We start from the raw sequence: 24523 nt of genomic DNA on the forward strand, positions 1-24523 counted from the left end.
TTTTTGATCGTGTATGGTGAACCACTTGCGTTTAGAATGCGTCCGACGACGATTGATGAAGTTGTTGGCCAAAAAGAAATTATCGGAAAACATACAAGCTTATATAAAATGATAAAAAATGGATTTGTCCCTTCTATGCTATTATATGGTGAACCAGGAATTGGAAAGACGTCCATTGCTTATGCGATAGCGGGAACGACAGAAATTCCCTTTGTTGCACTTAATGCAACTACTGCAGGTAAGAAAGATGTAGAGGCGGTAGTAGATGAGACAAGATTAACTGGAAAATTAATATTATTTCTCGATGAGATTCATCGTTTTAATAAGGCACAGCAGGATTATTTATTACCACATGTGGAAAATGGAACAATTATCTTGATAGGAGCAACAACAGAAAACCCTTTTCATGATGTAAATCCTGCGATTCGTAGTAGATGTGGACAAATTAAGCAATTATCAAGACTAACAGAGGATGATATTCAAGAGCTTCTTAATCGTGCGATCCATGATAAACAAAAGGGACTAGGAGAGCTTGCTATCCAAATTACAAATGAACAAATACAAAAAATTGCAAGAGGATCTGGGGGAGATGCAAGAAAATCGTTAACTTTGTTAGAATCTATCGTTTATTCATCAAATAAAGAGAATGATACGTATATTATTCAAGATGAAATCATTGATGATTTAATAGGGAAAATTGGGGTTTATGGTGATAAAAAAGGTTCCAATTTTTATAATTTGTTGTCAAGTCTTCAAAAAAGTATACGTGGAAGTGATGTAGATGCAGCCCTTTACTATCTTGCACATTTATTAGAATCAGGTGATCTGGTTGCAGTGAATCGGAGACTATTAGTTATAGCTTTTGAAGATATAGGTTTAGCAAACCCATCAGTTGGTACAAATGTATTATCCGCTATTACAGCTAGCGAGCGATTAGGTCTGCCAGAAGCAAGAATACCTCTATCTGTTGCAGTAGTAGAAATGTGTCTTTCATCAAAATCCAACTCCGCCTATAAAGCACTGGATAAAGCCATTTCAGATATTCGAGCAGGAAAAGTTGGTGAGATACCAAAACATTTACGTGATGGGCATTATGCTGGCGCAAAAGTTCTTGGTCATGTCGGCTATAAATATCCCCATGATTATCCCATCGGCACTTTTGGTGGATGGGTAAAGCAAGAATATCTTCCAAGTAGTTTAGAAGGTACGAAGTATTATGAACCGATTGAAGCAGGAGAAGAAAAGAGGTTGGCAGCTATTTACCGAAAACTAGAAGAATTTAAGAAATAATCCCTATAAGCTTACTGAATATATTTATGTATTTAATTATGCTATAATGGCAAAAGCTTATTATTTTATATTGAGAAAATAGGGACAAACGTACTGTTTCTATTTATCAATAAATGGAAGTATTTAATACTTAAAAAGAAATTAACTTTAATTAGTTGGATTTCTTATTGAATAGTTTTATGTAAATAGATCAATTAGTTTAGTAGTAAATGGTGTAAATGATAAGTAATTTCGTTCTAATATTGCATTCAGAACACTTTTTTAGAAGGAAGCTAGTGAGCATTATGCATCTAAGTCTGACAATTGGCTCATGGTCCATCATTGTCGGATTTTTTGTTTAAGGATGTGTATGTGTAAAGTTCGTTAATAAGAAATATTGAAATAAATCGAGGTGCAGTTATGAAGATTTCAACAAAGGGCCGTTATGGTTTGACGATTATGATTGAATTAGGAAAAAGATTTGGCGAAGGTCCAACCTCTTTAAAAACCATCGCCCAAATGCATGATTTGTCAGAGCATTATCTGGAGCAATTAATTGCTCCGTTAAGAAATGCCGGGCTAGTTAAAAGTATTCGTGGGGCATATGGTGGTTACATTTTAGCTGATGATCCATCTAAAATAACGGCTGGTGATATTATTAGAGTGTTAGAGGGGCCTATCAGTCCGGTTGAAGGAATTGAGGATGAAGAACCGGTTAAGAGATCCCTTTGGATAAAAATCCGTGATGCTGTTAAGGATGTTTTAGATAATACAACGATTCAAGACCTAGTCAATTATAAAGACGAAGGGGAAACTGATTCATATATGTTCTACATTTAAATAAGGCTGTTTTTTGTATAGTTTAAATGCTCTTAAAAGGTTTTACTGCCGTTTTTACTCTAATAAAGGATTCGGCTTTAAGGCAGTATATAGCTTTTTTCTCAGAAGAATGATGGGGTAAGACGGACATTAACCTATTTTAACAAGTTAAAACGTACTTTCATAACAATAATAGTTGAAAAAAGAGCCTAAAAAAGATTGTTTAATTAGAGGTGGAAATAAAATGGAAAAAATTTACCTTGATCATGCGGCGACTTCACCCGTACATCCGAAAGTGATTGATAAAATGATCAATGTATTAAATCAGTCCTTCGGAAATCCTTCTAGTATTCATTCATATGGACGGGAAGCAAGGGCGTTATTAGATGAATCAAGAACTTTGATAGCACAAAGTATTCATGCACAATTTAATGAAATTGTTTTTACGAGTGGTGGTACTGAAGCCGATAATTATGCCATCATCGGTGTAGCGGAAGCAATGAAGGAAAAAGGTAAACATATTATTACGACAAAAATTGAACATCATGCTGTTTTGCATACTTGTGAATATTTAGAGAAGCAAGGTTTTGAAATAACATATCTTGAAGTGAATGAAAAAGGACAAGTTGCAGTTGAAGAGGTAAAAGCAGCACTTCGAGATGATACAATTCTTGTGACGATTATGTATGGAAACAATGAAGTAGGAACCATACAGCCAATAAAAGAGATCGGAGAGCTTTTAAAAGATCATCAAGCTTATTTTCATACTGATGCGGTACAAGCCTATGGTGTATTAAAGATTAATGTAGAAGATCTAAATGTTGACTTACTTTCAGTATCTGCACATAAAATTAACGGGCCAAAAGGCATTGGTTTTCTATATATTAAAACTGGTACTAAATTAGTATCAAGATTACATGGTGGAGAACAAGAATTAAAAAGACGTGCCGGCACTGAAAATATCACTTCCATTGTCGGTTTTGCGGAGGCAGTAAAAATTGCACAAGAAATGATGGATGAGAAGCAAAAATTATTTCTTCAATTTAAGCAAAAGTTCGTAGAAATTTTAGAAAAACAACAAATTGATTACCAGATAAATGGGTTTGTAGAAACAAATTCATTGCCACATTTGCTAAATATCAGTTTCCCTGGAACAGATGTAGAAGCAATGTTAGTAAATTTAGATTTAGCAGGGATTGCGGCTTCTAGTGGTTCAGCATGTACTGCAGGTTCAATTGAGCCTTCACATGTATTAGTAGCCATGTTCGGAAAAAACTCCGAGCGTTTAAGAAATTCCATTCGTTTTAGTTTTGGACTAGGTAATACACTAGATGAAATAGAAAAAGCTGCAAATGAAGTAGGAGCAATCGTGCGAAGAGTAAGTAGAAAGTAGGGAGGATACATGAAAAAGGAACCAAAAGATACAAGAGTAGTCGTAGGGATGTCAGGGGGAGTCGATTCTTCTGTTGCTGCGCTTTTATTAAAAGAACAAGGATATGATGTAATAGGAATATTTATGAAAAACTGGGATGATACGGATGAATTTGGTGTTTGTACTGCTACAGAAGACTATAATGATGTAATCCGTGTTTGTAATCAAATTGGAATCCCATATTACGCAGTAAATTTTGAAAAACAATACTGGGAAAAAGTTTTTACTTATTTCCTAGATGAATATAAAGCTGGGCGTACACCGAATCCTGATGTAATGTGCAATAAAGAAATTAAATTTAAAGCCTTTTTAGAGCATGCAATGAATCTGGGAGCAGACTATTTAGCAACAGGTCATTATGCAAGGGTTGCTTTCCAAGATGGAGAGTATAAAATGCTCCGTGGCTTGGATGAAAATAAGGATCAAACGTATTTTTTAAATCAATTGACAAGCGAACAGCTTGAAAAGGTGTTATTCCCGATTGGTGACATGGATAAAAAACGCGTTAGAGAAATTGCTTTAGAAGCAAATCTTGCAACGGCAAAGAAAAAAGACAGTACTGGAATTTGCTTTATTGGGGAAAGAAATTTCAAAGAATTTTTAAGTAATTATTTACCTGCTCAAAAAGGTAAAATGACCACCTTATCCGGAAAACCTATGGGTGAGCATGATGGTTTAATGTACTATACTATTGGGCAAAGGCATGGTTTAGGCATTGGTGGTTCTGGTGAACCTTGGTTTGTAGTAGGAAAAGATTTGAAAGAAAATATTCTATTTGTTGAACAAGGCTTTGATCATGATTCATTATATTCAAACTCCATAACTGCAGTAAATGTGAGTTGGGTATCTAAAAATATGAACGAAAAAGAGTTTACATGTACAGCGAAATTCCGATATCGTCAACCAGATAATAAAGTTACAGTGAAGGTATTAGCTAATAACGAAGTAGAGGTTGTCTTTGATGAACCTATCCGAGCAGTTACACCTGGACAAGCAGTTGTGTTTTACAATGGTGAAGAATGCTTAGGTGGAGGAACAATCGATAAAGTATTTAAAGAAGGTAAACAATTAATGTATGTTGGTTAACAGTATTGAGGAGTACCTCATCCATACTTAGGGATGAGGTATTTCTTTGTGAAAAATAAGAAGAAATTTTAATCCTGTTTTCAAGAGCATTCGTTAGCTCTACTCTACCCTCTCATCCTTTTATCTTTCATGAGGTTATTTCATCATTGGGGTTTGACTAAGGAGCTTACTCTTACTTATGGTTCTTTTCCCAAATATTGTTGCTATTTTAAGTAAAGTTTTAACGAAAATCAATCTCTATAAGAACCGCTTGAATCCTATAGAATGCCGGTGTTGGGCTTTCTTATACAAGAGTAACAAACTATTCGAAAACTGCCTTTCTTATGAAAAAAGCTAAATGACTATGATATAATTTCAACTAGTATAAAACTGATTCGGGGTGTAATGATTTTGGATAAAAATAAAAAAGGAATTGAATGTTTACAACAAGGAAAATTTGAGGAAGCAATCAAATATTTTAATGAAGCAATTGAAGAAAATCCCAATGATCCTGTGGCATATATCAATTTTGGTAATGTATTAATTGCTGTTAATGAAAGAGAAAAAGCAATTAGATTTTTTGAAAAAGCAATTGAACTAGATGATCGTGCTTCAGCTGCTTACTATTGTCTGGGAAATGTATTGTATGAATTAGAAAATTATGAAGAGGCAGTTAAACAATTTGAAAAAGCTGAAAAGAATGGTTTACATAATAACGATATTTATTTCATGATTGGTATGTGTTTTGTACAGTTAGGAAGTCCTAAATTGGCGATTCCATACCTACAGAGAAGTGTTGAATTGAATGATGAGGATATTGATGCAAGATTTCAATATGCACTAGCGTTGGCACAATCAGAAGTGTATGAAATGGCTGTTAAACATTTTGAAATAATTATTAATAAAGATCCTAATCATGCCGATGCTTATTATAATTTAGGTGTAGCCTATTTAGGTTATTACGAAAGTCCAGAAAAGGCAGAAACCTTTTTTAATAAAGCATTAGAAATTCAATCAGATCATGTACTAGCAGGATATGGTTTGAAAATGATTGAAAAAATGAGGGAAGCGAACAAATAATATCCCGCTAAAAAAAGGGGGGCTCATGTTGGAACAGCAAAACTCACTTGATTTATTTGCAAACGATGAAAAATATATAAGGGGACGTCATATCGTTACCATTTTTCATAATGAACAAAATTTATACTCTGTCATAAGGATAAGGGTGGACGAAACGAATCTTGAATATAACGAAAAAGAAGCTGTAATTACAGGTCATTTTCCTAAAATACATGAGCAGGAAACATATATTTTTTATGGAGATATGCAAGAGCATCCAAAGTTTGGACCTCAATTTCAAGCTAAACATTTTAAAAAAGAAATACCGCAAACGAAACAAGGAATTATTGCTTATTTATCAAGTGAAATATTTAGTGGGATTGGTAAAAAAACAGCGGAACGGATTGTTGAGGAGCTCGGTGAAAATGCGATCAGTAAAATCCTTGATCAGCCAACCATACTAGATAGTATCCCTAAACTACCATCTGAAAAAGCTAAAAGCTTATATGATAAATTAATTGAACATCAAGGCCTGGAACGTGTGATGATTGGTCTAAACCAATTTGGTTTTGGGCCACAAATATCAATGAAAATTTATCAAGTTTATAAAGAACAATCATTAGAAATGATCCAAAAAAATCCCTTTCAGTTAGTTGAAGATATTGAAGGAATTGGCTTTGGCCGAGCGGATGAAATTGGTAAACAATTAGGGCTGGTAGGCAATCATCCTGATCGGATTAAAGCAGCATGTATGTATACATTGGAGCAAGAATGTCTTCAAAATGGTCATGTATACATGGATTCAGAGGATTTACTTCCTAAAGTTAAGAAATTATTGGAAGAGTCTCAACCTTTTACAATCGAATATACTGATATTTCGGCTGAAATTATTAAGCTAGCTGAAGAGGAAAAATTAATTGGAGAAAACCAAAAATTATACATCCCATCCCTCTATTTTTCAGAAAAAGGCATTGTAACAAATGTGCAACGTATACTTCAACAAGAGGAGTATCAAGATCAATTTCCAGAATCCGAATTTTTACTGGCATTAGGGGAACTTGAGGAAAGGATTGGAGTACAATATGCGCCATCTCAAAAAGAAGCAATCCAAAAAGCATTAATGTCTCCAATGATGATATTAACTGGGGGTCCTGGAACTGGAAAAACAACTGTCATAAAAGGGATTGTTGAACTTTATGCAGAACTAAATGGGTGCTCTCTCGATCCTAAAAAGTATAATAAGGAAAACCCCTTTCCGATCGTATTGACTGCACCTACTGGAAGAGCGGCAAAAAGAATGGCGGAATCAACTGGTTTGCCGGCTATGACGATTCATCGTTTATTAGGGATGACGGGACAAGAGGATTTAGATACAGATGACGAGAAAATGGTTGATGGTAAGCTTGTAATTGTAGATGAAATGTCTATGGTTGATACTTGGTTAGCACATCAATTGCTAAAGGCTTTACCTGATCATATACAGGTTATATTTGTAGGGGACGAAGACCAGCTTCCTTCTGTTGGACCAGGACAAGTATTAAAAGATTTATTAAGGTCTAAGGTCATTCCTACTGTACAATTGACAGATATCTATCGCCAAGAAAATGGCTCATCTATCATTGAACTCGCTCATGAAATCAAGAATGGTCATATCCCAGAGGATGTGACAAAGCAACAAAAGGATCGATCATTTATACGTTGTACCTCAGGACAAATCCCTGAAGTGATCGAGAAAGTCGTATCAAGTGCAAAAAGAAAAGGTTATACTCAAAAAGATGTACAAGTTCTCGCGCCAATGTATCGAGGACCTGCAGGGATCGATCGGTTAAATGTTTTGTTACAAGAAATTTTTAATCCGAATGATACAGGAAATCGGAAGGAAATTAGTTTTGGTGAGAGTAAATATCGAATTGGAGACAAAGTATTACAACTTGTCAATCAACCAGAGAAACATGTCTTTAATGGTGATATAGGTGAAATCATATCAATTTTCTATGCAAAGGAAAATACGGAAAAGCAAGACCTGATCCTAGTATCGTTTGATGGAATTGAGGTCACTTATTCCCGCCAGGATTTTAATCAATTTACCCATGCATACTGTTGCTCTATTCACAAATCACAAGGAAGTGAATTTCCGATCGTTATCCTTCCTGTTGTAAAAAGTTATTATCGAATGCTTAGAAGAAAGTTATTGTATACTGCAATAACAAGAAGTAAGCAATCCTTAATTATTTGTGGTGAAGAAGAAGCATTCCGGATTGGAATCGAAAGAGAAGATGATCAACTAAGGAAGACAAGTCTATATGATAAATTATGTATTCTTGAGAAAATAAACCCGCAAGAAGAAAATAAAGGTGAAATATTTATTTTTAATGAGGAAAATATGTTCAAAGTTGATCCAATGATTGGAATGGAAAATATTACACCGTATGATTTTTTAAGTTAATTAAGGATTTAATCTATGAACGAATAATGTGTTTGCGGTATAATATATTTTGGTATACGAACGGTATTCAAAAGATATACAGATAATTATTACCTTATTATTTGAAAGTGAGTGTTCGAAATGGGTCGTAAGTGGAACAATATTAAAGAAAAAAAAGCATCGAAAGATAAAAATACTAGTCGAATCTATGCAAAATTTGGTCGTGAGATTTATGTTGCTGCGAAACAAGGAGAACCTGATCCTGAATCAAATCAAGCATTAAAATTCGTATTAGAACGTGCAAAAACATATAATGTACCAAAGCATATTATTGATCGTGCAATTGAGAAAGCCAAAGGCGGATCAGATGAAAACTATGATGAGCTTAGATATGAAGGTTTTGGACCAAACGGATCAATGCTAATTGTAGATGCCTTAACCAATAATGTAAATCGTACAGCAGCTGATGTTCGTGCAGCTTTTGGAAAGAATGGTGGAAATATGGGTGTGACAGGCTCTGTTGCTTATATGTTTGATCATACAGCAGTTATTGGAGTAGAGGGAAAAACTGCCGATGAAGTATTAGAGCTATTGATGGAAGCAGATGTGGATGCTCGTGATATTCTTGAAGAAGAGGATTCCGTTATTGTTTATGCTGAGCCAGATCAATTCCATGCTGTTCAAGAGGCATTTAAAAATGCAGGGATTACTGAATTTACAGTAGCAGAGCTTACTATGCTTGCTCAAAATGAAATTTCACTTCCTGATGATGGACAAGTGCAATTTGAAAAACTAATTGATGCATTAGAAGATTTGGAAGATGTTCAGCAAGTTTACCACAATGTGGATCTTGGTGAATAATCATTCAATCAAAGGGGGCAATTTTGCCTCTTTTTTTTATGCCGTTTTCATAAATTTGCGGTATTTAAAGGCTATAGCAATTCTTATAAAGTTTGTCACTCCTGTCATTAGGGAAATGAATGGGTGCGACAGATTTTAACGGATATTTATTCGTACACACTTACCTAAATTGCAACAATGTTTGAGAAGGAACTTTTGTTAATTTAAGCTAAAGTAAGTTTAATTAATATTGGTAAACGTTACACCTTATGTTTTTGAAAATAAAACAGACAATATAAATGTTCGAAAAAGGTGGGATGCTTTTTGAGAACATTGAGTCTTTTAAAAGGAATGCCTGTTTATCTTTCCAGTGGGGAATTGTTTGGCGAGGTATGTGATATAGGGATATCGGCAGAGGGAAAAGTCACGTGTCTTTTATGTAAAAAGGATAGTTTTTTTGGCAAAAATTGCAGAATAGCGATAAGTCATGTTCAAAGCTTTGGTCAACATGGAATTGTTCTTCATGAGGATACACAGATTGAAAAATATAAGGATCGAGATAATGAGTATACTTTATACCATTCGAACCCCCTTATGAAAAAATTAGCTCTTTCAACAAGTGGGGATCAGTTAGGATTGCTCGAGGACGTATATTTTTCCGAAGAATTGGGAAAAATTATCGGATACGAACTAACTGATGGCTTCTTTACAGATATGTTGGAAGGGAAAAAAGTAATTCAAGTAAATGGTCCTCCAAAGATAGGGAAGGATGCCATCATCGTGTCAGTAAAACAATTGCGAGGTGGCTTATCCTATGATGAAATGTCCAAATTGCCAAAGTAAGGATCTTGGTAAAATCGGTATTAATCAATATTATTGCTGGAATTGCTTTATAGAGCTTTCCATTTCACAAGAAACGATCTATACCCATCAAGTAGAGGAAGATGGTACCTTAAGCTCGTTAGACGATTTATTTGATGAGGAATCTCGTCGCTTAAGTTAAAATTTGGAAGGGGTGCATTGTTTTGAATAAAACAGTCGTCTCCTTGCTAGGTTTTGGAGCAGGGATAGCAGCAACTGCAATCTCACAAAGACAAGGATATTTCGATAATAAACAAATGAAAAAAATGACGAAACGTTTAAGAAAAGCATTTAAATAAAATGAACCAGGGCTGTCTATTTTATAGGCAGTCCTTTTGTAATGAGGATAAAATATTCCATTTCACGAATACTAGTATCGGGAGGGATAAACATTGCGAAAACCTCGCTGGTATTTGTTATTTTACTTAGCATATATTTTATTAGTTTTAATCATTTTATACGTCTTCCTATTACTCAAACCATTTTGGATGCCGCTTGGAAAGGTTCTTTTATCTGCATTTTTACCAATTTTTATCGCTGCTTTCTTTACTTATCTTCTACATCCTCTTGTTGAAAAATTGCATAGGACTGGTCTACATAGAGGGATTGCTATCATTATAATTTATGTGATTTTCTTTGGGGGAATAGGCTATAGTATTTATTTAGGCATTCCAATTTTAATTGAGCAAATTAAGGATTTATCTGACCATATTCCTGAATTTGCTAATCATTATCGAAATTGGGTAGAAAATTTACATGATTCTACTTCACGCTGGCCGGATGGAATGAAAGAACAAATAGAAGGAAGAATTGATAAATTTGAAATTTGGCTAAGCGGATTTTTATCTAATGCGATCAATTCATTAATGAAGCTTATTAATTTTATTTTTATTTTAGCAATTATCCCTTTTCTTTCTTTCTATTTATTAAAAGATATTGATAGTGTAAAAAGAGCGACATGGTATTTCACACCGAAAAAATGGCGTAAAGCTGGTACAAAATTTTTAAAAGATGTTGATGAATCGATAGGTGGTTATATACGAGGTCAGCTTCTAGTCTGTTTACTAGTTGGAATCATTTCCACAATTGCATTCTGGATAATGGGAATCAAATATCCAATCTTACTAGGTATAATTGTTGGAATTACAGATATTATTCCTTATTTTGGACCGATTATAGGAGCTGTTCCTGCAGGCATTATAGCTGCAACAATTTCTGTAAAATATTTAGTATATGTATTAATTATTATTGCGGTTCTTCAGTTTATTGAAGGTAATATATTATCACCGCTAATAGTTGGAAAATCATTACATATGCATCCGTTATTCATTATATTAGCATTAACTATGGGTGGAGAAATAGGTGGAGTCATTGGTTTAATTCTGGCAGTACCTGTTTTAGCAATTTTTAAGGTAGCAATTATTCATGTGAGGAACTATTTTATAGCTAATATTCATTCACAAGATTGACAAAGGGTGCTTTCATTTTTTATAATTCGAATATGTAAATGTTTATCATTTATTTTTGTGCGATTGGTTGTCAAAAATAAGTGGAAACAATCCAAATATTACTGAAAATGTTGAAGGATCAAGTATGTTATAGTCCATCTTAAATGTGTATTAATGAGCACAGAAAGAGAGGAATTTCCCTGGCTGAAAGAAATTCTAAGATGAAGGATAACAGAAGGCTAATCTGGAGTGCAGAAAAAAACTGCCGTTTTGCCGCGTTATAGGCACCCAAGAGAAAGGCATTGATTTGTCTTTAATCAGGGTGGTACCGCGAATAAGTCTTTCGTCCCTGTCCAGGGATGGAGGCTTTTTTTATTTCTCAATTTTAAATGGAGGTAATATGTATGAAAAGATTAACTGGTGCACAAATTCGCCAAATGTTTTTAGATTTTTTCCAAGAAAAAGGTCATAAGGTTGAACCAAGTGCTTCCCTTGTCCCTCATGATGATCCGTCATTGCTTTGGATTAATAGTGGGGTAGCTACACTGAAAAAATACTTTGATGGCCGTGTAATTCCTGAAAATCCTAGAATTACGAATGCTCAAAAAGCAATTCGAACAAATGATATTGAAAATGTTGGGAAAACAGCCCGACATCATACTTTTTTTGAAATGCTTGGAAACTTTTCGATTGGTGACTATTTTAAAGAGGAAGCTATTGAATGGGCATGGGAATTTTTAACTAGTCCAAAATGGATCGGTTTTAATCCAGATAAATTATCTGTAACCATTCACCCTGAGGATGATGAAGCTCACGAATTATGGAATAAAAAAATTGGAATTCCAGAAGAACGTATTATCCGCTTAGAGGAGAATTTTTGGGATATCGGTGAAGGACCTAGTGGACCTAATACTGAAATTTTTTATGATCGTGGACCTGAATTTGGGGATGATAAAAATGATCCAGAATTATTCCCGGGAGGGGAAAATGAAAGATATTTAGAAGTCTGGAACCTTGTATTTTCACAATTTAACCATAACCCAGACGGCACTTATACCCCTCTACCGAAGAAAAATATTGATACAGGTATGGGATTAGAGCGTATGGCTTCTGTAATTCAAGAAGTCCCAACAAACTTTGATACTGATTTATTTATGCCAATTATTCAAGCAACAGAAAAAATTTCTGGTGAAAAATATCGAGAAAATGTCGAAAAAGATGTTGCCTTTAAAGTAATAGCTGATCATATTCGTACAGTATCTTTTGCAGTTAGTGATGGTGCCCTTCCGTCGAATGAAGGTCGTGGATATGTTTTACGCAGACTTTTACGTAGAGCGGTAAGATATGCTAAAACCATCCAAATTAATGAACCATTTATGTATAAATTAGTTCCCGTTGTAGCGGAAATCATGGTAGATTTTTATCCTCAGGTAAAAGAAAATATAGAGTTTATTCAAAAAGTAGTGAAGAATGAGGAAGAACGTTTCCATGAAACATTACATGAAGGTTTGGCTATTCTTTCTTCAGTAATAAAAAAAGCTAAGGAAGAAGGATCCGATATAATTTCTGGTGAAAATGTATTCCGATTATATGATACTTATGGTTTCCCTGTAGAATTAACAGAAGAATATGCTGAAGAAGAAGGATTAAAGGTTGATCACGAAGGTTTTGAAAAAGAAATGGAAAACCAACGCGAGCGTGCTAGAAATGCAAGACAGGATGTAGGTTCAATGCAGGTTCAGGGTGGAGTTCTTGGTGACATTAAGGTAGATAGCAAGTTTGTCGGGTATGAAACATTATCAATACAGACAAAAGTTTCTGTTCTTTTAAAAGATGGAGAAATCGTTGATCATGCTGTAGCAGGCGACGAAATCCAATTTATTCTTGATGAAACGCCATTTTATGCAGAAAGTGGTGGACAAATTGCTGATGAGGGAACTCTTACTGCAAATGGGTTAAAGGTGCTAGTAAAAGATGTTCAAAAAGCACCAAATGGACAGCATCTACAACGTGCAATCATAGAAGAAGGCGAAATAAAAACGAATCAAGAAATTTTAGCCTCTGTAAATGGTCAAAAGAGAAATCAAACAATAAAGAACCATTCGGCAACTCATCTTTTACATCAAGCTTTAAAAGATGTACTCGGTTCACATGTCAATCAAGCAGGTTCTTTAGTAGAGCCTAATCGTCTTCGCTTTGACTTTTCTCATTTTGGACAAATTACATCTGAGGAATTAGTGAAAATTGAAGAAATTGTAAATGAAAAGATATGGGCAAGCATTCCAGTGATCATTCAAAGTAAACCGATTGCTGAAGCAAAAGAGATGGGGGCAATGGCTCTATTTGGAGAAAAATATGGCGATATTGTTCGTGTAGTCTCAATGGGTGACTATAGCATTGAGCTTTGTGGAGGATGTCATGTAGCAAATACCTCTGCAATTGGTGTGTTTAAAATTGTTACGGAAAGTGGAATTGGTGCAGGAACACGACGTATAGAAGCTGTAACTGGTGGAGCAGCCTATCATTTGATGAATGAGCAAATCCATCGCTTAAATGAAGCTGCAGAAAAATTAAAAGCAAATCCAAAAGATATTTTGACAAGAATTGATAACTTACTTAGTGATATGAAAGAAATACAAAGAGAAAACGAATCATTAGCCGCTAAGCTATCAAATATCGAAGCTGGAAGCATTATCGATCAGACCGTAGAAATAGATGGTATTAAAGTTTTAGCTAGTAAGGTTCAAGGTGTAGATATGAATAATCTACGAAATATGGCAGATGAGTTGAAACAAAAGCTAGAAACAGGTATTGTTGTTCTTGGATCTGTACAAGATGATAAGGTAAATATTATCGCAGGTGTTACAAAAGATCTAATAGATAAGGGATACCATGCTGGTAAATTAGTGAAAGAGGTAGCTACACGCTGCGGTGGTGGCGGTGGTGGTCGTCCAGATATGGCTCAAGCAGGTGGTAAAGATCCAGAGAAATTAGATTCTGCACTTGAATTTGTGAAAGAGTGGGTAAAATCCATTTGATTCAAATAAAAAGTGGTGTACAATGAAGATAAGATATAGTGCCTTGAAGGAGATGTCTTTAAAGTAAAGGGGTTAATACCAATAATTAGGAAAAAACTTTGGCTTTGGTGCTCCCCTAATTAGCACCTCCTTCCTCCTAATGAACGAAATAGTGAAAGTTTCTGGTCGAAAAAATTGGGTGAGCTTCTAAATAGGCATTAAACAAAAAATAGGCTTGTGTTTATTGGACAAGCTTTTTAAAGAGAGGTGCTGTAAAATGAGCTCTTTTGACAAAACCATGCGTTTTAATTTTTCGGAAGAACCTTTTGATCAGGATGTTAAAGAAGTACTATTACAGGTCTATCAAGCTTTACAAGAAAAGGGCTATAATCCGATTAACCAAATTGTAGGATATCTCCTTTCAGGTGATCCAGCATATATTCCTCGTCATAATGATGCGCGGAATATTATCCGTAAACTAGAAAGAGATGAAATGATCGAGGTATTGGTTAAGTCATATTTAAAACAGCATCGTGAGGGATTTTAATTGAGAATAATGGGTCTAGATGTTGGATCCAAGACAGTCGGAGTGGCAGTAAGTGATGAGCTTGGCTGGACCGCACAGGGTATTGAAACCATTTCGATTGATGAGGAAAAAGGTAAATTTGGATACGATCGTGTTGCTGAAATTGCTGAACAATATCAAGTTGAAAAAATTGTTGTAGGATTTCCTAAAAATATGAATAATACGATTGGTCCCCGTGGTGAGGCATCAAAGGCATATGCTGAGCATTTAAAAGAACAACTAGGCCTCCCAGTAGTAATGTGGGATGAACGCTTAACAACAATGGCAGCTGAAAGAGTTCTTTTAGAGGCAGATGTTAGCCGCAAAAAAAGAAAAAAAGTCATTGATAAAATGGCAGCTAGTATGATACTTCAAGGATTTCTTGATAGTCAAAATTAATGAGGTGAAGAAAATGGAACATGGTGAAAAGCATATTACAGTAATTGATGAAGATGGAAACGAGCAATTGTATGAAGTGCTCTTTACATTTGAATCTGAAGAGTTTGGAAAGTCATACGTTCTTTATTTCCCAGTTGGAGCAGAAGAAGACGATAACGAAGAAATCGAAATTCATGCATCATCCTTTATTCAAAAAGAAGATGGTGAAGAAGGAGATCTTCAACCAATTGAAACTGAAGAAGAATGGGATATGATTGAAGAAATGTTAAATACATTTCTTGATGAACAAGAAGAAGAATAATTACATTATTAAATGTAAAAAAAACCTTTTCCTTTTGGAAAAGGTTTTTTTATCTTATTCCTAATGTGTATAGTGCCTTTATCCTTTGTAATAAGAAAAAATGTTTCACAATAACAAAAAAGTTTTAAAACAAGTCCATAAAAAATAAGTCGAAACTTAGGAAAGTTATAGTATAATGTATGGGACATAATAGGTGAAAGTAAAGTTCACTATATGAATACCTTGTAAGGTCTGCTGCTTGAAAGGGTGATAGATAAATTGACTGAACAAAAGGGTAAAAAAGATAAAAAAGATGAAATATATAATAATCTGTTAAGGAAAAGTAATGAAGCAAGGACTATTAGGAAAATAGTTATGATTATTAGCCTAGTAGTTGTCTTAATTGTTGCAGGAATTGCATTAACAGGATATTTGTATATTCAATCTTCATTAAAGCCTGTAAGTCCGGGTTCAAAAGAAATGAAAAAAGTGGAAATTCCTATTGGATCTTCAGCCTCGTCTATTGGTCAAATTTTAGAGAAAAAAGGGATTATCAAGAGTGAGTTAATCTTTAAATATTACGTTAAGTTAAATAATGAGACAGGTTTCCAGGCGGGTACCTATGATTTATCCCCATCTATGACAATAGATCAAATTATTACGAACTTAAAAAAAGGGAAGGTTTTAAAACAAGCAAAGCTCAAGTTCACAATTCCTGAAGGTCTACAACTAGATGAAATTGCTAAGATAATCGCAAAGCACACTGATTATGACCAGGCTGAAATCTTAAAAAAACTGGATGATCCACAGTATATTAAAAGCTTGATGGAAAAGTATCCTCATTTATTGACAGATAAATTGTTAGAGAAGGATATTAAACATCCACTTGAAGGCTATTTATTTCCTGCTACCTACTCGTTTTATGAAGAAAAACCAACCCTTGATCAGTTGGTTAATAAAATGTTAGTTAAAACCAATTCGATTATTGCTAAATATGAGGATCAGATGAATAAAAAGAAATTAACGATCCATGAAACATTAACAATGGCTTCATTAATAGAAGAAGAGGCTACAGAAAAAGCGGATCGTCATAAAATCTCGAGTATTTTTTATAATCGTATAAAAGTAGGAATGCCTTTACAAACAGATCCAACAGTTCTTTATTCTTTAGGTAAACATAAGGAACGGGTGACTTATAAGGATACAGAGGTAGTTTCACCGTATAATACCTATCAGGTTAAAGGTTTACCACCAAGTCCGATTTCAAATGCAGGTGAAACTTCAATAGAGGCTGCAATTAACCCGGAAAAAACGGATTACCTTTATTTCTTAGCTGCAAAGAAAACGGGAAAAGTTTATTATTCGAAGTCATTAGAAGAACATAACAAATTGAAAGAAAAATATATAACAAATGTTGACAATGATTAGGACTAAAATAGCTTTTTAATAAATAATATGCTAAAATAATTATCGTGTTTTTATAATCTACCGAATCGATTAGGGCAGAAGTAGTAGAAAGCTGTTGTAAGAAGCTTTCTACTTTTCATGTCATCTCCTTTTCGTCTAGGAGGCAAATAAATGTGAAGGATTCTATTCATACTTATGTTGAATCTTTAATTAAAGAAAGAAGTCCCCTTTTTCAAGAAATGGAACATTATGCACAAGAAAATGGTGTGCCAATTATGGAGTTAGCTGGAATTGAAGTTTTGCTTCAATTAATATCGATGCAGAAACCATGTAAAATTCTTGAAATTGGAACGGCAATTGGATATTCTGCGATGAGGATGGCAGATGCATTGACAGATGTCCAAATTGTGACAATTGAAAGAGATGATGAGCGATATGAGCAGGCCATTAAAAATATTAAACAGTCCCAATATGGGAACAAAATCAATGTACTAAAGGGAGATGCCCTTGAAATCGTAGAGGAAGTAAAGAAATTTGGTCCATTTGATGCCATTTTTATTGATGCAGCTAAAGGTCAATATATGAAATTTTTTGAACTCTATACACCCTTTTTAACAAAAGATGGGTATGTGTATACAGATAATGTATTGTTTAAGGGACTAGTTGCTGAAGAGAATATTGAGAATAAGCGGATACGCAATCTTGTAGGAAAAATAAAAAAATATAATGAATGGTTAGTTAACCACGAAGACTACTTGACGACCATTATACCTGTAGGAGATGGTTTGGCTGTAAGTCGGAAAACGAAATAAGAATATTTCAAGGCTAAATCGTTATATGAAATTATATCCAAGAAGCCTTTAAAAAGTAATGGAAAGGGGACCATTTAGTCAATGAGAAGTAAGCCAGCAGTCATCGGGGTTACAGGTGGATCGGGATCGGGAAAAACTAGTGTCACTCAAGCGATATATGAACATTTTAAAGGGCATTCTATCCTCGTGCTTGAGCAAGACTATTATTATAAAGACCAAAGCCATCTACCTTTTGAAGAAAGATTAAAAACAAATTATGATCATCCATTAGCATTTGATAATGATTTATTAATTGAGCATCTTGAAAAGCTTTTAAATTATCAAGCGGTAGAAAAGCCTGTGTATGATTACACTTTACATACACGTTCCGATAAAAAAATTATAGTAGAACCAAAGGATGTTATAATTTTAGAAGGAATTTTAGTATTAGAAGATGAAAGATTGCGCAATTTAATGGATATAAAACTTTATGTTGATACAGATGCTGATTTAAGAATTATGCGCAGAATGCTACGAGATATTGAAGATCGTGGTCGTACCATGCATTCAGTCATTGAACAATATACAAATGTAGTAAGACCAATGCATAATCAATTTATCGAACCAACGAAGAGATATGCTGATGTAATTATTCCAGAAGGTGGACAAAATCATGTTGCAATTGATTTGGTTGTCACCAAAATTCAAACAATTCTTGAACAAAAATCATTTTTGTAATACGATAGTCTAGATAATAATTATATATTAATAAGCGCGCCCTATTTATAGGACGCGCTATGATGTATTTTACAACCTATACAAATAGAAAATTAGGAGTGAAGGGAATTGGCAGCAGAAAAAGTATTTCCTATGACACAAGCAGGAAAAGAAAAATTAGAGCAAGAACTTGAATACTTGAAAACGGTTAAACGTAAAGAAGTTGTTGAACGTATAAAAATTGCACGTAGTTTCGGAGATCTATCTGAAAACTCGGAGTATGATTCAGCGAAAGAAGAGCAAGCGTTTGTAGAAGGACGTGTAACAACTTTAGAAAATATGATTAGAAATGCAAAAATCATTGAAGATGATGGTTCAAGTTCAGATACAGTAACACTTGGAAAATCAGTCACTTTTGTTGAACTTCCTGATGGAGATGAAGAAACTTATACCATTGTCGGTAGTGCTGAAGCTGATCCGTTTGAAGGGAAGATTTCAAATGATTCACCTATCGCAAAAAGTCTACTTGGCAAAAAAATTGATGAGGAAGTTACTGTTCAAACACCTGGTGGTGAAATGAAGGTAAAAATCGTTTCTATAAAATAATAGTGAAAGGACTGTCTAATCTTTTTAGGCAGTCTTTTTTTGAACTCTTTTATTAAGCTTGTTACTATTCAAGTAACATTCAAAATAATATATAGGTTGAAAATGGTTAGATTCCTTCATTTAGCTAAAAAAAGCTCCAAATTTCAAAATAACTACTGAGGCTTCTTGTTTATAAATACCACCAGCAGTGCTTTAAAAAAGCAACAAACTATTAAAAACAGTTTCTTTTTTATTTACTCCAAACGCGTTCTTTATTTTTCTTGTCTTTTCAGAAAAATAATAATTAATTATTCAATTAATCGATTAGAAACTGTAATTCGGTCAAGAATGAGAGAAGGGAGTGTAGTGAATGACAAGACACTAGAGGTGGATACATGAGAAAAAAAAGATATATATTTTTTTCAGTAACTTTAATCATAATGTTTTTATTACTGATTGCACGACTTGTTCAACTACAATTGATTCAAACTGAATCCTATTCTAAGCACCATATAAATCTAATAGAAGAAAGCGTGGCCCAACGAACACAAGAGATTATTATTGATGATGGTAGGGGACAATTCTTAGATAGAAATAATCAACCATTAACATACTCAGAAAAGTCTGTTCTGATTTTATTTCCATTTTTAAAATCAATGCGATGGGATTCAGGGAAAGTAGCAAGTATCCTAGAGGTTTCTGAGGATCAGCTTTTGGATCAAATCGACAAAGCGAAGGAACCTTTTGTTTTTAGTGAGATTGATCCATTAATATTATCTGATGAGCAAGTAGAGCAAATTAACCATTTAAAAATACCTGGAGTATTTGCTGTACGCAAGAAGTTTATAGAAAAGAACCCTTTAGGAGCTCAATTTATAGGTATAACTGGTGAGCAAGCTGAAACTTTCCTAAAAAGGTATCCAGATAAGAAGGGCATGCAAAATCAAAAAATAGGCATTACAGGATTACAGAAGCAATTTGATGAATTTCTATTACCAGATGGCGCATCAAAGCTTGTATATCATGTAGATGCCATGGGGGGACCGCTCTTTGGTATTAATGTGAAATATACTGGTCCAAGTAATCCTTTCTTTCCTGTGAATATTCAAACAACTTTAAATAAAGAGTTGCAAGATAAATTAGAAAAACTAGTGGATCAATATAAAATTGAAAAAGGCGGCGTCCTATTACTGGATATTGAGAAAAATGAAATTTTAGCTGATGTATCACGGCCAAAAATTAACCCCAAACATCCATATGAAAATAATGCTGTAGAAAATTTAATGCTGAAGCAACAGATTCCTGGTTCTATTTTTAAAACAGTAGTTGCAGCAGCATCCATTGAAACGGGTGTGGTGAAGGAAAATGAAACGTTTCCTTGTAGTGAGGATTTATATGGGAAGCCTGCCGAAAGGGCATTGGGAGAACTGAATTTTGATGAAAGCTTTTCTGTAAGTTGTAATCGGGCCTTTGGTGATTTGGCAAAAAGACTGAAGGAAAAAGATCCAAATCTGCTAGAGGAATATGCGACAAAGTTAGGGTTAATTGGACAAATCAGTTGGCAGGGAGATGTATATCATTTTACTGACTTTAGACAGCTGAGAGAAGACGAGGGACAGGTATTTTCAAAGGAAGATAGTAAAATAGATGATAATTTTGTTGCTCAAACAGGTATTGGACAACAGGAAGTGAGAGTAACTCCATTAGCAGTAGCAAATATGATGGCTACGATTGCTAGGGGAGGAGAAAGACAAGCCGTAAAGGCTGTTTCTGCCATTAAATATCAAGATGGGACAACGATGATGGATTTCCCTAAACAAGGAAATAAAGGAGATTCGATTTCAAAGGTTACTGCTATGAAATTACAAGGAATGTTAAGGCATGTTGTAACGAGTAATCAAGGGACTGGGAGATGGTTTCAGAATCTTCCATACGAAGTTGCCGGCAAATCAGGTACTGCAGAGACGGGGATCTATAATGAAAATAATCAGCAGTTACATAATAAATGGTTTGCAGGGTATTTTCCATTTAATCAGCCTAAATATGCATTAGTGGTTGTGAACTTAGGTGTTCTAGAAAATGAAGGAGGGATTAACCCACTATTTTCAGATATTATTCAATCGATTTATGAATACGATCAATAAATATAGTCGAAAAGCATTAATTTATTTCCACAAACTTTTCCTCTTTTAAAAGACATGGTATGATAGTAAAGATGAAAAGGGGGATTTTGTTTATGGCAAATGATTTTGACGATCAAATTCGTTCCCGGTCAGCTCAAAGATCAAAAAGGCGAAAAACGAATATTATCCTAAATTCACTTATATTAGTTGTTGTTGTACTTATTATCATTGTCGGAAGTAAAATCTTTTTTGGTGGAAATGATGATGATAAGAAAGCAGCTATAGATAAAAATAAAGAGACAGAACAAGCCAAAGGTATTCATGACTCAAAAGAGAATAAAAACAACAACAGTGAAAATAAAGACCGTATGACTTCTGATAATGATACAAATGAAGATAAGGATGATAATGATGAGCTATCATCTGAGGATGAAAAACAGGATCTTGAAGGAGAGGACTTAAATAGTGAAGAAGTTATCTCCCAAGAAAGTGATGAACCAAATGTGAAAAAATCTTATACTAATCCTAATTGGAAAGGTATCGGAACAGAGCAAACCAATGGTCACCAATATTCCTCAGATCAAGATTCGATAGATTGGCAGGAAAAAACCAAAGCTTTATCTTATGCTACTGGAATACCCGAAGAAAGTTTAACTATTTGGTATTTAGGACGTGAGGGTGGATCTGATAATTTAGTGGCAGGTACAGTTTCCTCTAAAAATGATCCGTCAAAGACATATCGTGTCTATTTAAGCTGGGAAGATGGTCAAGGTTGGAAACCAATAAAAGTATTAGAATTAAACAAAAATGATAAAAGATAGGGTGTGCATTTGGTCACCCTATCTTTTTAATTTAAAATGTACAACTGCAGAATAAAATGGCTGCCCATTTTCAGTGAGCTGCATTTGATGAGAAACAGAATGGACATGTAGCATAATCGCCTTATTCTGTTCAATTTTTTCATTGATTTTCTTTTCTAGATTTTTTAAATCTACAGCTTCAAAAAATTCAATCTTATCCTCTATTAATTCAAATCGTAAGCTCATCAACATCCCTCCAAATGTATTGTAGCATATTTTTTATAGGTTCCTTTCTCAAACATTGTTGCTATATAAGTAAAGTATCTTTCATTTTCACTAAGAAAAAGTATTGTAAACTCCTCATCTATAAAATCATGCTCAAGGATTTCTTTGTAAAAATGCTTTTTTTTCTATATTGATTTATAATATTTGTGAATGATAATTAAATGAAAGAGGTATGAATATGAAAGTAGCAATCATTGGTGCGATGGAAGAAGAAGTCGTCATTTTAAGAGAAAATATTAATAATTTAAAAATAGAAACCATAGCAGGATATGAGTTTTCTACGGGAGAAATGAATGGTGTAGAGGTGATATTACTTCGCTCTGGAATTGGAAAAGTAAATGCTGCTATGTCATCAACGATTCTTTTGCATCAATATAAACCAGATATAGTAATTAATACCGGATCTGCAGGTGGATTTAATCCATCCTTAAAGGTTGGCGATATTGTTATTTCTACTGAGGTTCGTCAGCATGATGTCGATGCAACAATATTTGGTTACGAATATGGACAAGTACCTCAAATGCCTGCTGCATTTAATGCAGACGAAAAATTAATCTCAATTGCTAAGAGAGCTGCAGAATCTATTCAAGACATTCAAGTAAGTGAAGGATTGATTGCAACAGGTGATTCTTTTATGAACGATCCAGAAAGGGTTGCATTTGTTCATGAAAAGTTTCCACAGCTTCAAGCAGCTGAAATGGAGGCTGCTGCTATTGCACAAGTTGCTTATCAATTTGGCACACCGTTCGTCATTATACGATCTTTATCAGATATTGCTGGGAAAGAATCGAATATTTCATTTGATCAATTTTTAGAAACGGCTGCTCTTCATTCTGCAAAGCTTGTAATGGAAATGGTGAAGCATTTTAATTAAAGGCTATATGTTTAAACAATATTGCTATTAAGGTAAAGATAAATAAACCAAAGGCTAAACTATCAGCCCCCTTTATTGGACTGAGAAAAGATCTGCAATTGTTACAAATTGGGTAAAAAAGCATTATAACTGTACAAAATATAATAAACTAAAGGATAGTGTGAATAAACAACTTCACCTATCCTTTTTTAGTGTATTAACATGTATAAGTTTTTTATCATCTTACATATACAACAAGTTTAAGAAATTGTTTTAGCATAAGCCTCGACCAAATCCTTCATCTATTCTCAACATAAGCAGGTATTATATTGCTCTCGTTTTTTTTATCGCGCTCATGTCCTTCTATATTCCCTTTAATTACCTAATAAATCTTTCTACTATATATGTTAAAGTTATTAGTAGATTCATAGAGAGGATGACGTATATGTCTAAAGCAAGAGTTCTTTATGAGAAAATGGTCGACTTTAAAAGATTTGGAATTACATCTTTAGCATTATCATCGTTTTTATATCTTGGCGTCGTACTACCATTAGAGGATAAAACAATTATTAAAACAGATTTATTAATGGGCGGAACCGTTTTATTACTTTTACTTTCTGTCTATTTTCTTTTTCAATCTAACCGATATAGAAAAATTCTTCTTGATAGTGATGAAGGGGAAGAGTATTTAATGAAAAAATAGTACAATTATGTGCTATTTTTTTTGTTGTAAAGGAAAATCATAAAATGATCTGGATAAAAAAAAGAATGAGAGAAAAAATAGGGAAGAATGTTTGAATGTTTTACAATGTTCATTTTTATGGGAGGAACATCTATGAATGCTAAGCGAATGATCTTAATTAATGTAATTTTACTAATCATTTTGGTAGGGGGTGGATTTACAGCTTATTTTTTCTATAATCGATCAGTTACTTATTTAAGTACGGATAATGCGCAAATTGCGGGTCAGCAAGTCACGATTGCCTCACCAGTTAATGGAACATTAACCGCTTGGAACCTTAAAACGGGAGATACCTTTGCCAAAAATGATAAAATCGCAACAGTTCAAACACTAGGCGATAATGGTCCAGTTAATATGGATATTACTGCTCCTGCAAATGGTACAGTCGTTCAATCCAATGCAGTACCAAACACAATTGTTGGAGCAGGTACACCCTTAGCAATTAGCTATGATTTATCTAATTTATGGGTAACAGCAAATATTGAAGAAACAAATATAGATGATGTTGAAATTGGCCAAAATGTGGATGTTTATGTTGATGCATTCCCTAATACCTCTTTAAAAGGAAAAGTTGAGGAAATTGGGCTAGCAACAGCTGGAACATTCTCTCTTCTGCCAACCAATACTGCCTCAGGGAATTATACAAAAGAGGTTCAAGTTATTCCTGTTAGGATATCAATTGAAAGTAATCTTAACTTAGTTCCAGGTATGAATGTGACTGTGCGAATTCATAAGTAGGTG

At 34.2% G+C, this 24523-nt stretch carries 25 protein-coding genes; 24 read left to right on the top strand and 1 reads right to left on the bottom strand.

Annotation, left to right across the window (positions count from 1 at the left end; all coding sequences use genetic code 11):
• Window positions 1–9 precede the first annotated feature (9 nt).
• The 21 genes from NST63_RS09070 (at window position 10) to NST63_RS09170 (ending at window position 21923) form a co-directional block, all read left to right on the top strand.
• Window positions 10–1290, top strand: coding sequence for a replication-associated recombination protein A (locus NST63_RS09070; protein ID WP_058002078.1), 1281 nt, complete (start codon window positions 10–12; stop codon window positions 1288–1290).
• 399 nt (window positions 1291–1689) lie between these two features.
• Window positions 1690–2109 carry a cysteine metabolism transcriptional regulator CymR gene (cymR, locus tag NST63_RS09075; protein WP_058002079.1) on the top strand — a complete coding sequence of 140 codons (420 nt, stop codon included), beginning with the start codon at window positions 1690–1692 and terminating at the stop codon, window positions 2107–2109.
• A gap of 223 nt (window positions 2110–2332) precedes the next feature.
• Window positions 2333–3481 carry a cysteine desulfurase family protein gene (locus tag NST63_RS09080; protein WP_341041931.1) on the top strand — a complete coding sequence of 383 codons (1149 nt, stop codon included), beginning with the start codon at window positions 2333–2335 and terminating at the stop codon, window positions 3479–3481.
• A 9-nt stretch (window positions 3482–3490) separates the two neighbouring features.
• Window positions 3491–4606, top strand: coding sequence for a tRNA 2-thiouridine(34) synthase MnmA (gene mnmA, locus NST63_RS09085; RefSeq protein ID WP_058002081.1), 1116 nt, complete (start codon window positions 3491–3493; stop codon window positions 4604–4606).
• 390 nt (window positions 4607–4996) lie between these two features.
• Window positions 4997–5665: a tetratricopeptide repeat protein gene (locus NST63_RS09090; protein WP_058002082.1), complete on the top strand. Its 669-nt coding sequence runs from the start codon at window positions 4997–4999 to the stop codon at window positions 5663–5665.
• Window positions 5666–5690: 25 nt separating this feature from the next.
• Window positions 5691–8090, top strand: coding sequence for an SF1B family DNA helicase RecD2 (gene recD2 / locus NST63_RS09095; RefSeq protein WP_242598162.1), 2400 nt, complete (start codon window positions 5691–5693; stop codon window positions 8088–8090).
• 120 nt (window positions 8091–8210) lie between these two features.
• On the top strand, window positions 8211–8930 hold the full coding sequence (locus NST63_RS09100) for a YebC/PmpR family DNA-binding transcriptional regulator (RefSeq protein WP_058002084.1): 720 nt from the start codon (window positions 8211–8213) through the stop codon (window positions 8928–8930).
• A 303-nt stretch (window positions 8931–9233) separates the two neighbouring features.
• A complete protein-coding gene (locus NST63_RS09105; RefSeq protein WP_212943328.1) occupies window positions 9234–9752 on the top strand; it encodes a PRC-barrel domain-containing protein in 519 nt (172 codons plus the stop codon).
• Window positions 9724–9912, top strand: coding sequence for a hypothetical protein (locus NST63_RS09110; RefSeq protein ID WP_058002086.1), 189 nt, complete (start codon window positions 9724–9726; stop codon window positions 9910–9912). Before NST63_RS09105 ends, NST63_RS09110 begins: the two co-directional genes overlap by 29 nt.
• 22 nt (window positions 9913–9934) lie before the next feature.
• Entirely contained in the window at window positions 9935–10069 is a 135-nt protein-coding gene (locus NST63_RS09115; protein WP_139254802.1) for a YrzQ family protein, read from the top strand.
• Between the two features lie 93 nt (window positions 10070–10162).
• A complete protein-coding gene (locus NST63_RS09120; protein ID WP_058002087.1) occupies window positions 10163–11239 on the top strand; it encodes an AI-2E family transporter in 1077 nt (358 codons plus the stop codon).
• A 383-nt stretch (window positions 11240–11622) separates the two neighbouring features.
• Entirely contained in the window at window positions 11623–14256 is a 2634-nt protein-coding gene (gene alaS / locus NST63_RS09125; RefSeq protein ID WP_212943326.1) for an alanine--tRNA ligase, read from the top strand.
• A gap of 256 nt (window positions 14257–14512) precedes the next feature.
• Complete coding sequence (locus tag NST63_RS09130) at window positions 14513–14782, top strand: IreB family regulatory phosphoprotein (protein WP_058002089.1); 270 nt, start codon at window positions 14513–14515, stop codon at window positions 14780–14782.
• Entirely contained in the window at window positions 14783–15199 is a 417-nt protein-coding gene (gene ruvX / locus NST63_RS09135; protein ID WP_058002090.1) for a Holliday junction resolvase RuvX, read from the top strand. It begins immediately after the preceding gene.
• 13 nt (window positions 15200–15212) lie between these two features.
• On the top strand, window positions 15213–15500 hold the full coding sequence (locus tag NST63_RS09140) for a DUF1292 domain-containing protein (RefSeq protein WP_058002091.1): 288 nt from the start codon (window positions 15213–15215) through the stop codon (window positions 15498–15500).
• 258 nt (window positions 15501–15758) lie between these two features.
• On the top strand, window positions 15759–16907 hold the full coding sequence (gene mltG / locus NST63_RS09145; RefSeq protein ID WP_058002092.1) for an endolytic transglycosylase MltG: 1149 nt from the start codon (window positions 15759–15761) through the stop codon (window positions 16905–16907).
• 152 nt (window positions 16908–17059) lie between these two features.
• Window positions 17060–17698: an O-methyltransferase gene (locus tag NST63_RS09150; protein WP_242598161.1), complete on the top strand. Its 639-nt coding sequence runs from the start codon at window positions 17060–17062 to the stop codon at window positions 17696–17698.
• 81 nt (window positions 17699–17779) lie between these two features.
• Complete coding sequence (udk, locus tag NST63_RS09155) at window positions 17780–18415, top strand: uridine kinase (protein WP_058002094.1); 636 nt, start codon at window positions 17780–17782, stop codon at window positions 18413–18415.
• A gap of 108 nt (window positions 18416–18523) precedes the next feature.
• Window positions 18524–19000, top strand: a complete 477-nt coding sequence (greA, locus tag NST63_RS09160) for a transcription elongation factor GreA (RefSeq protein ID WP_058002095.1) — start codon at window positions 18524–18526, stop codon at window positions 18998–19000.
• Between the two features lie 374 nt (window positions 19001–19374).
• Entirely contained in the window at window positions 19375–21123 is a 1749-nt protein-coding gene (locus tag NST63_RS09165) for a peptidoglycan D,D-transpeptidase FtsI family protein (protein WP_212943324.1), read from the top strand.
• A 92-nt stretch (window positions 21124–21215) separates the two neighbouring features.
• A complete protein-coding gene (locus NST63_RS09170) occupies window positions 21216–21923 on the top strand; it encodes a DUF1510 family protein (protein ID WP_058002097.1) in 708 nt (235 codons plus the stop codon).
• Between the two features lie 18 nt (window positions 21924–21941).
• Here NST63_RS09170 and NST63_RS09175 read toward each other — a convergent pair whose 3' ends face one another.
• The gene (locus NST63_RS09175; protein WP_341041934.1) at window positions 21942–22148 is read right to left on the bottom strand and encodes a DUF2536 family protein; all 207 of its coding nucleotides are present in this window, start codon (window positions 22146–22148) and stop codon (window positions 21942–21944) included.
• A gap of 217 nt (window positions 22149–22365) precedes the next feature.
• On the opposite strand from NST63_RS09175, the gene mtnN reads away from it, so the two are divergent.
• The 3 genes from mtnN to NST63_RS09190 all read left to right on the top strand — a co-directional run bounded on the left by mtnN (window position 22366) and on the right by NST63_RS09190 (window position 24520).
• A complete protein-coding gene (mtnN, locus tag NST63_RS09180; protein WP_341041935.1) occupies window positions 22366–23061 on the top strand; it encodes a 5'-methylthioadenosine/S-adenosylhomocysteine nucleosidase in 696 nt (231 codons plus the stop codon).
• 424 nt (window positions 23062–23485) lie between these two features.
• Complete coding sequence (locus tag NST63_RS09185; RefSeq protein WP_341041937.1) at window positions 23486–23743, top strand: YrhC family protein; 258 nt, start codon at window positions 23486–23488, stop codon at window positions 23741–23743.
• Window positions 23744–23875: 132 nt separating this feature from the next.
• Complete coding sequence (locus NST63_RS09190; RefSeq protein ID WP_078109908.1) at window positions 23876–24520, top strand: efflux RND transporter periplasmic adaptor subunit; 645 nt, start codon at window positions 23876–23878, stop codon at window positions 24518–24520.
• The last annotated feature ends 3 nt before the right edge of the window (window positions 24521–24523 follow it).

Source organism: Heyndrickxia sp. FSL W8-0496, assembly GCF_038007825.1.
Classification (GTDB): Bacteria; Bacillota; Bacilli; order Bacillales; family Bacillaceae_C; genus Heyndrickxia; species Heyndrickxia oleronia.

Coding starts and splice junctions, on each gene's coding strand:
- cymR (WP_058002079.1), top strand. CDS start 1,690: ATGAAGATTTCAACAAAGGGCCGTTATGGTTTGACGATTATGATTGAA.
- NST63_RS09080 (WP_341041931.1), top strand. CDS start 2,333: ATGGAAAAAATTTACCTTGATCATGCGGCGACTTCACCCGTACATCCG.
- mnmA (WP_058002081.1), top strand. CDS start 3,491: ATGAAAAAGGAACCAAAAGATACAAGAGTAGTCGTAGGGATGTCAGGG.
- recD2 (WP_242598162.1), top strand. CDS start 5,691: ATGTTGGAACAGCAAAACTCACTTGATTTATTTGCAAACGATGAAAAA.
- NST63_RS09100 (WP_058002084.1), top strand. CDS start 8,211: ATGGGTCGTAAGTGGAACAATATTAAAGAAAAAAAAGCATCGAAAGAT.
- NST63_RS09110 (WP_058002086.1), top strand. CDS start 9,724: ATGATGAAATGTCCAAATTGCCAAAGTAAGGATCTTGGTAAAATCGGT.
- alaS (WP_212943326.1), top strand. CDS start 11,623: ATGAAAAGATTAACTGGTGCACAAATTCGCCAAATGTTTTTAGATTTT.
- NST63_RS09130 (WP_058002089.1), top strand. CDS start 14,513: ATGAGCTCTTTTGACAAAACCATGCGTTTTAATTTTTCGGAAGAACCT.
- NST63_RS09140 (WP_058002091.1), top strand. CDS start 15,213: ATGGAACATGGTGAAAAGCATATTACAGTAATTGATGAAGATGGAAAC.
- udk (WP_058002094.1), top strand. CDS start 17,780: ATGAGAAGTAAGCCAGCAGTCATCGGGGTTACAGGTGGATCGGGATCG.
- NST63_RS09165 (WP_212943324.1), top strand. CDS start 19,375: ATGAGAAAAAAAAGATATATATTTTTTTCAGTAACTTTAATCATAATG.
- NST63_RS09170 (WP_058002097.1), top strand. CDS start 21,216: ATGGCAAATGATTTTGACGATCAAATTCGTTCCCGGTCAGCTCAAAGA.
- NST63_RS09175 (WP_341041934.1), bottom strand. CDS start 22,148: ATGAGCTTACGATTTGAATTAATAGAGGATAAGATTGAATTTTTTGAA.
- mtnN (WP_341041935.1), top strand. CDS start 22,366: ATGAAAGTAGCAATCATTGGTGCGATGGAAGAAGAAGTCGTCATTTTA.
- NST63_RS09185 (WP_341041937.1), top strand. CDS start 23,486: ATGTCTAAAGCAAGAGTTCTTTATGAGAAAATGGTCGACTTTAAAAGA.
- NST63_RS09190 (WP_078109908.1), top strand. CDS start 23,876: ATGAATGCTAAGCGAATGATCTTAATTAATGTAATTTTACTAATCATT.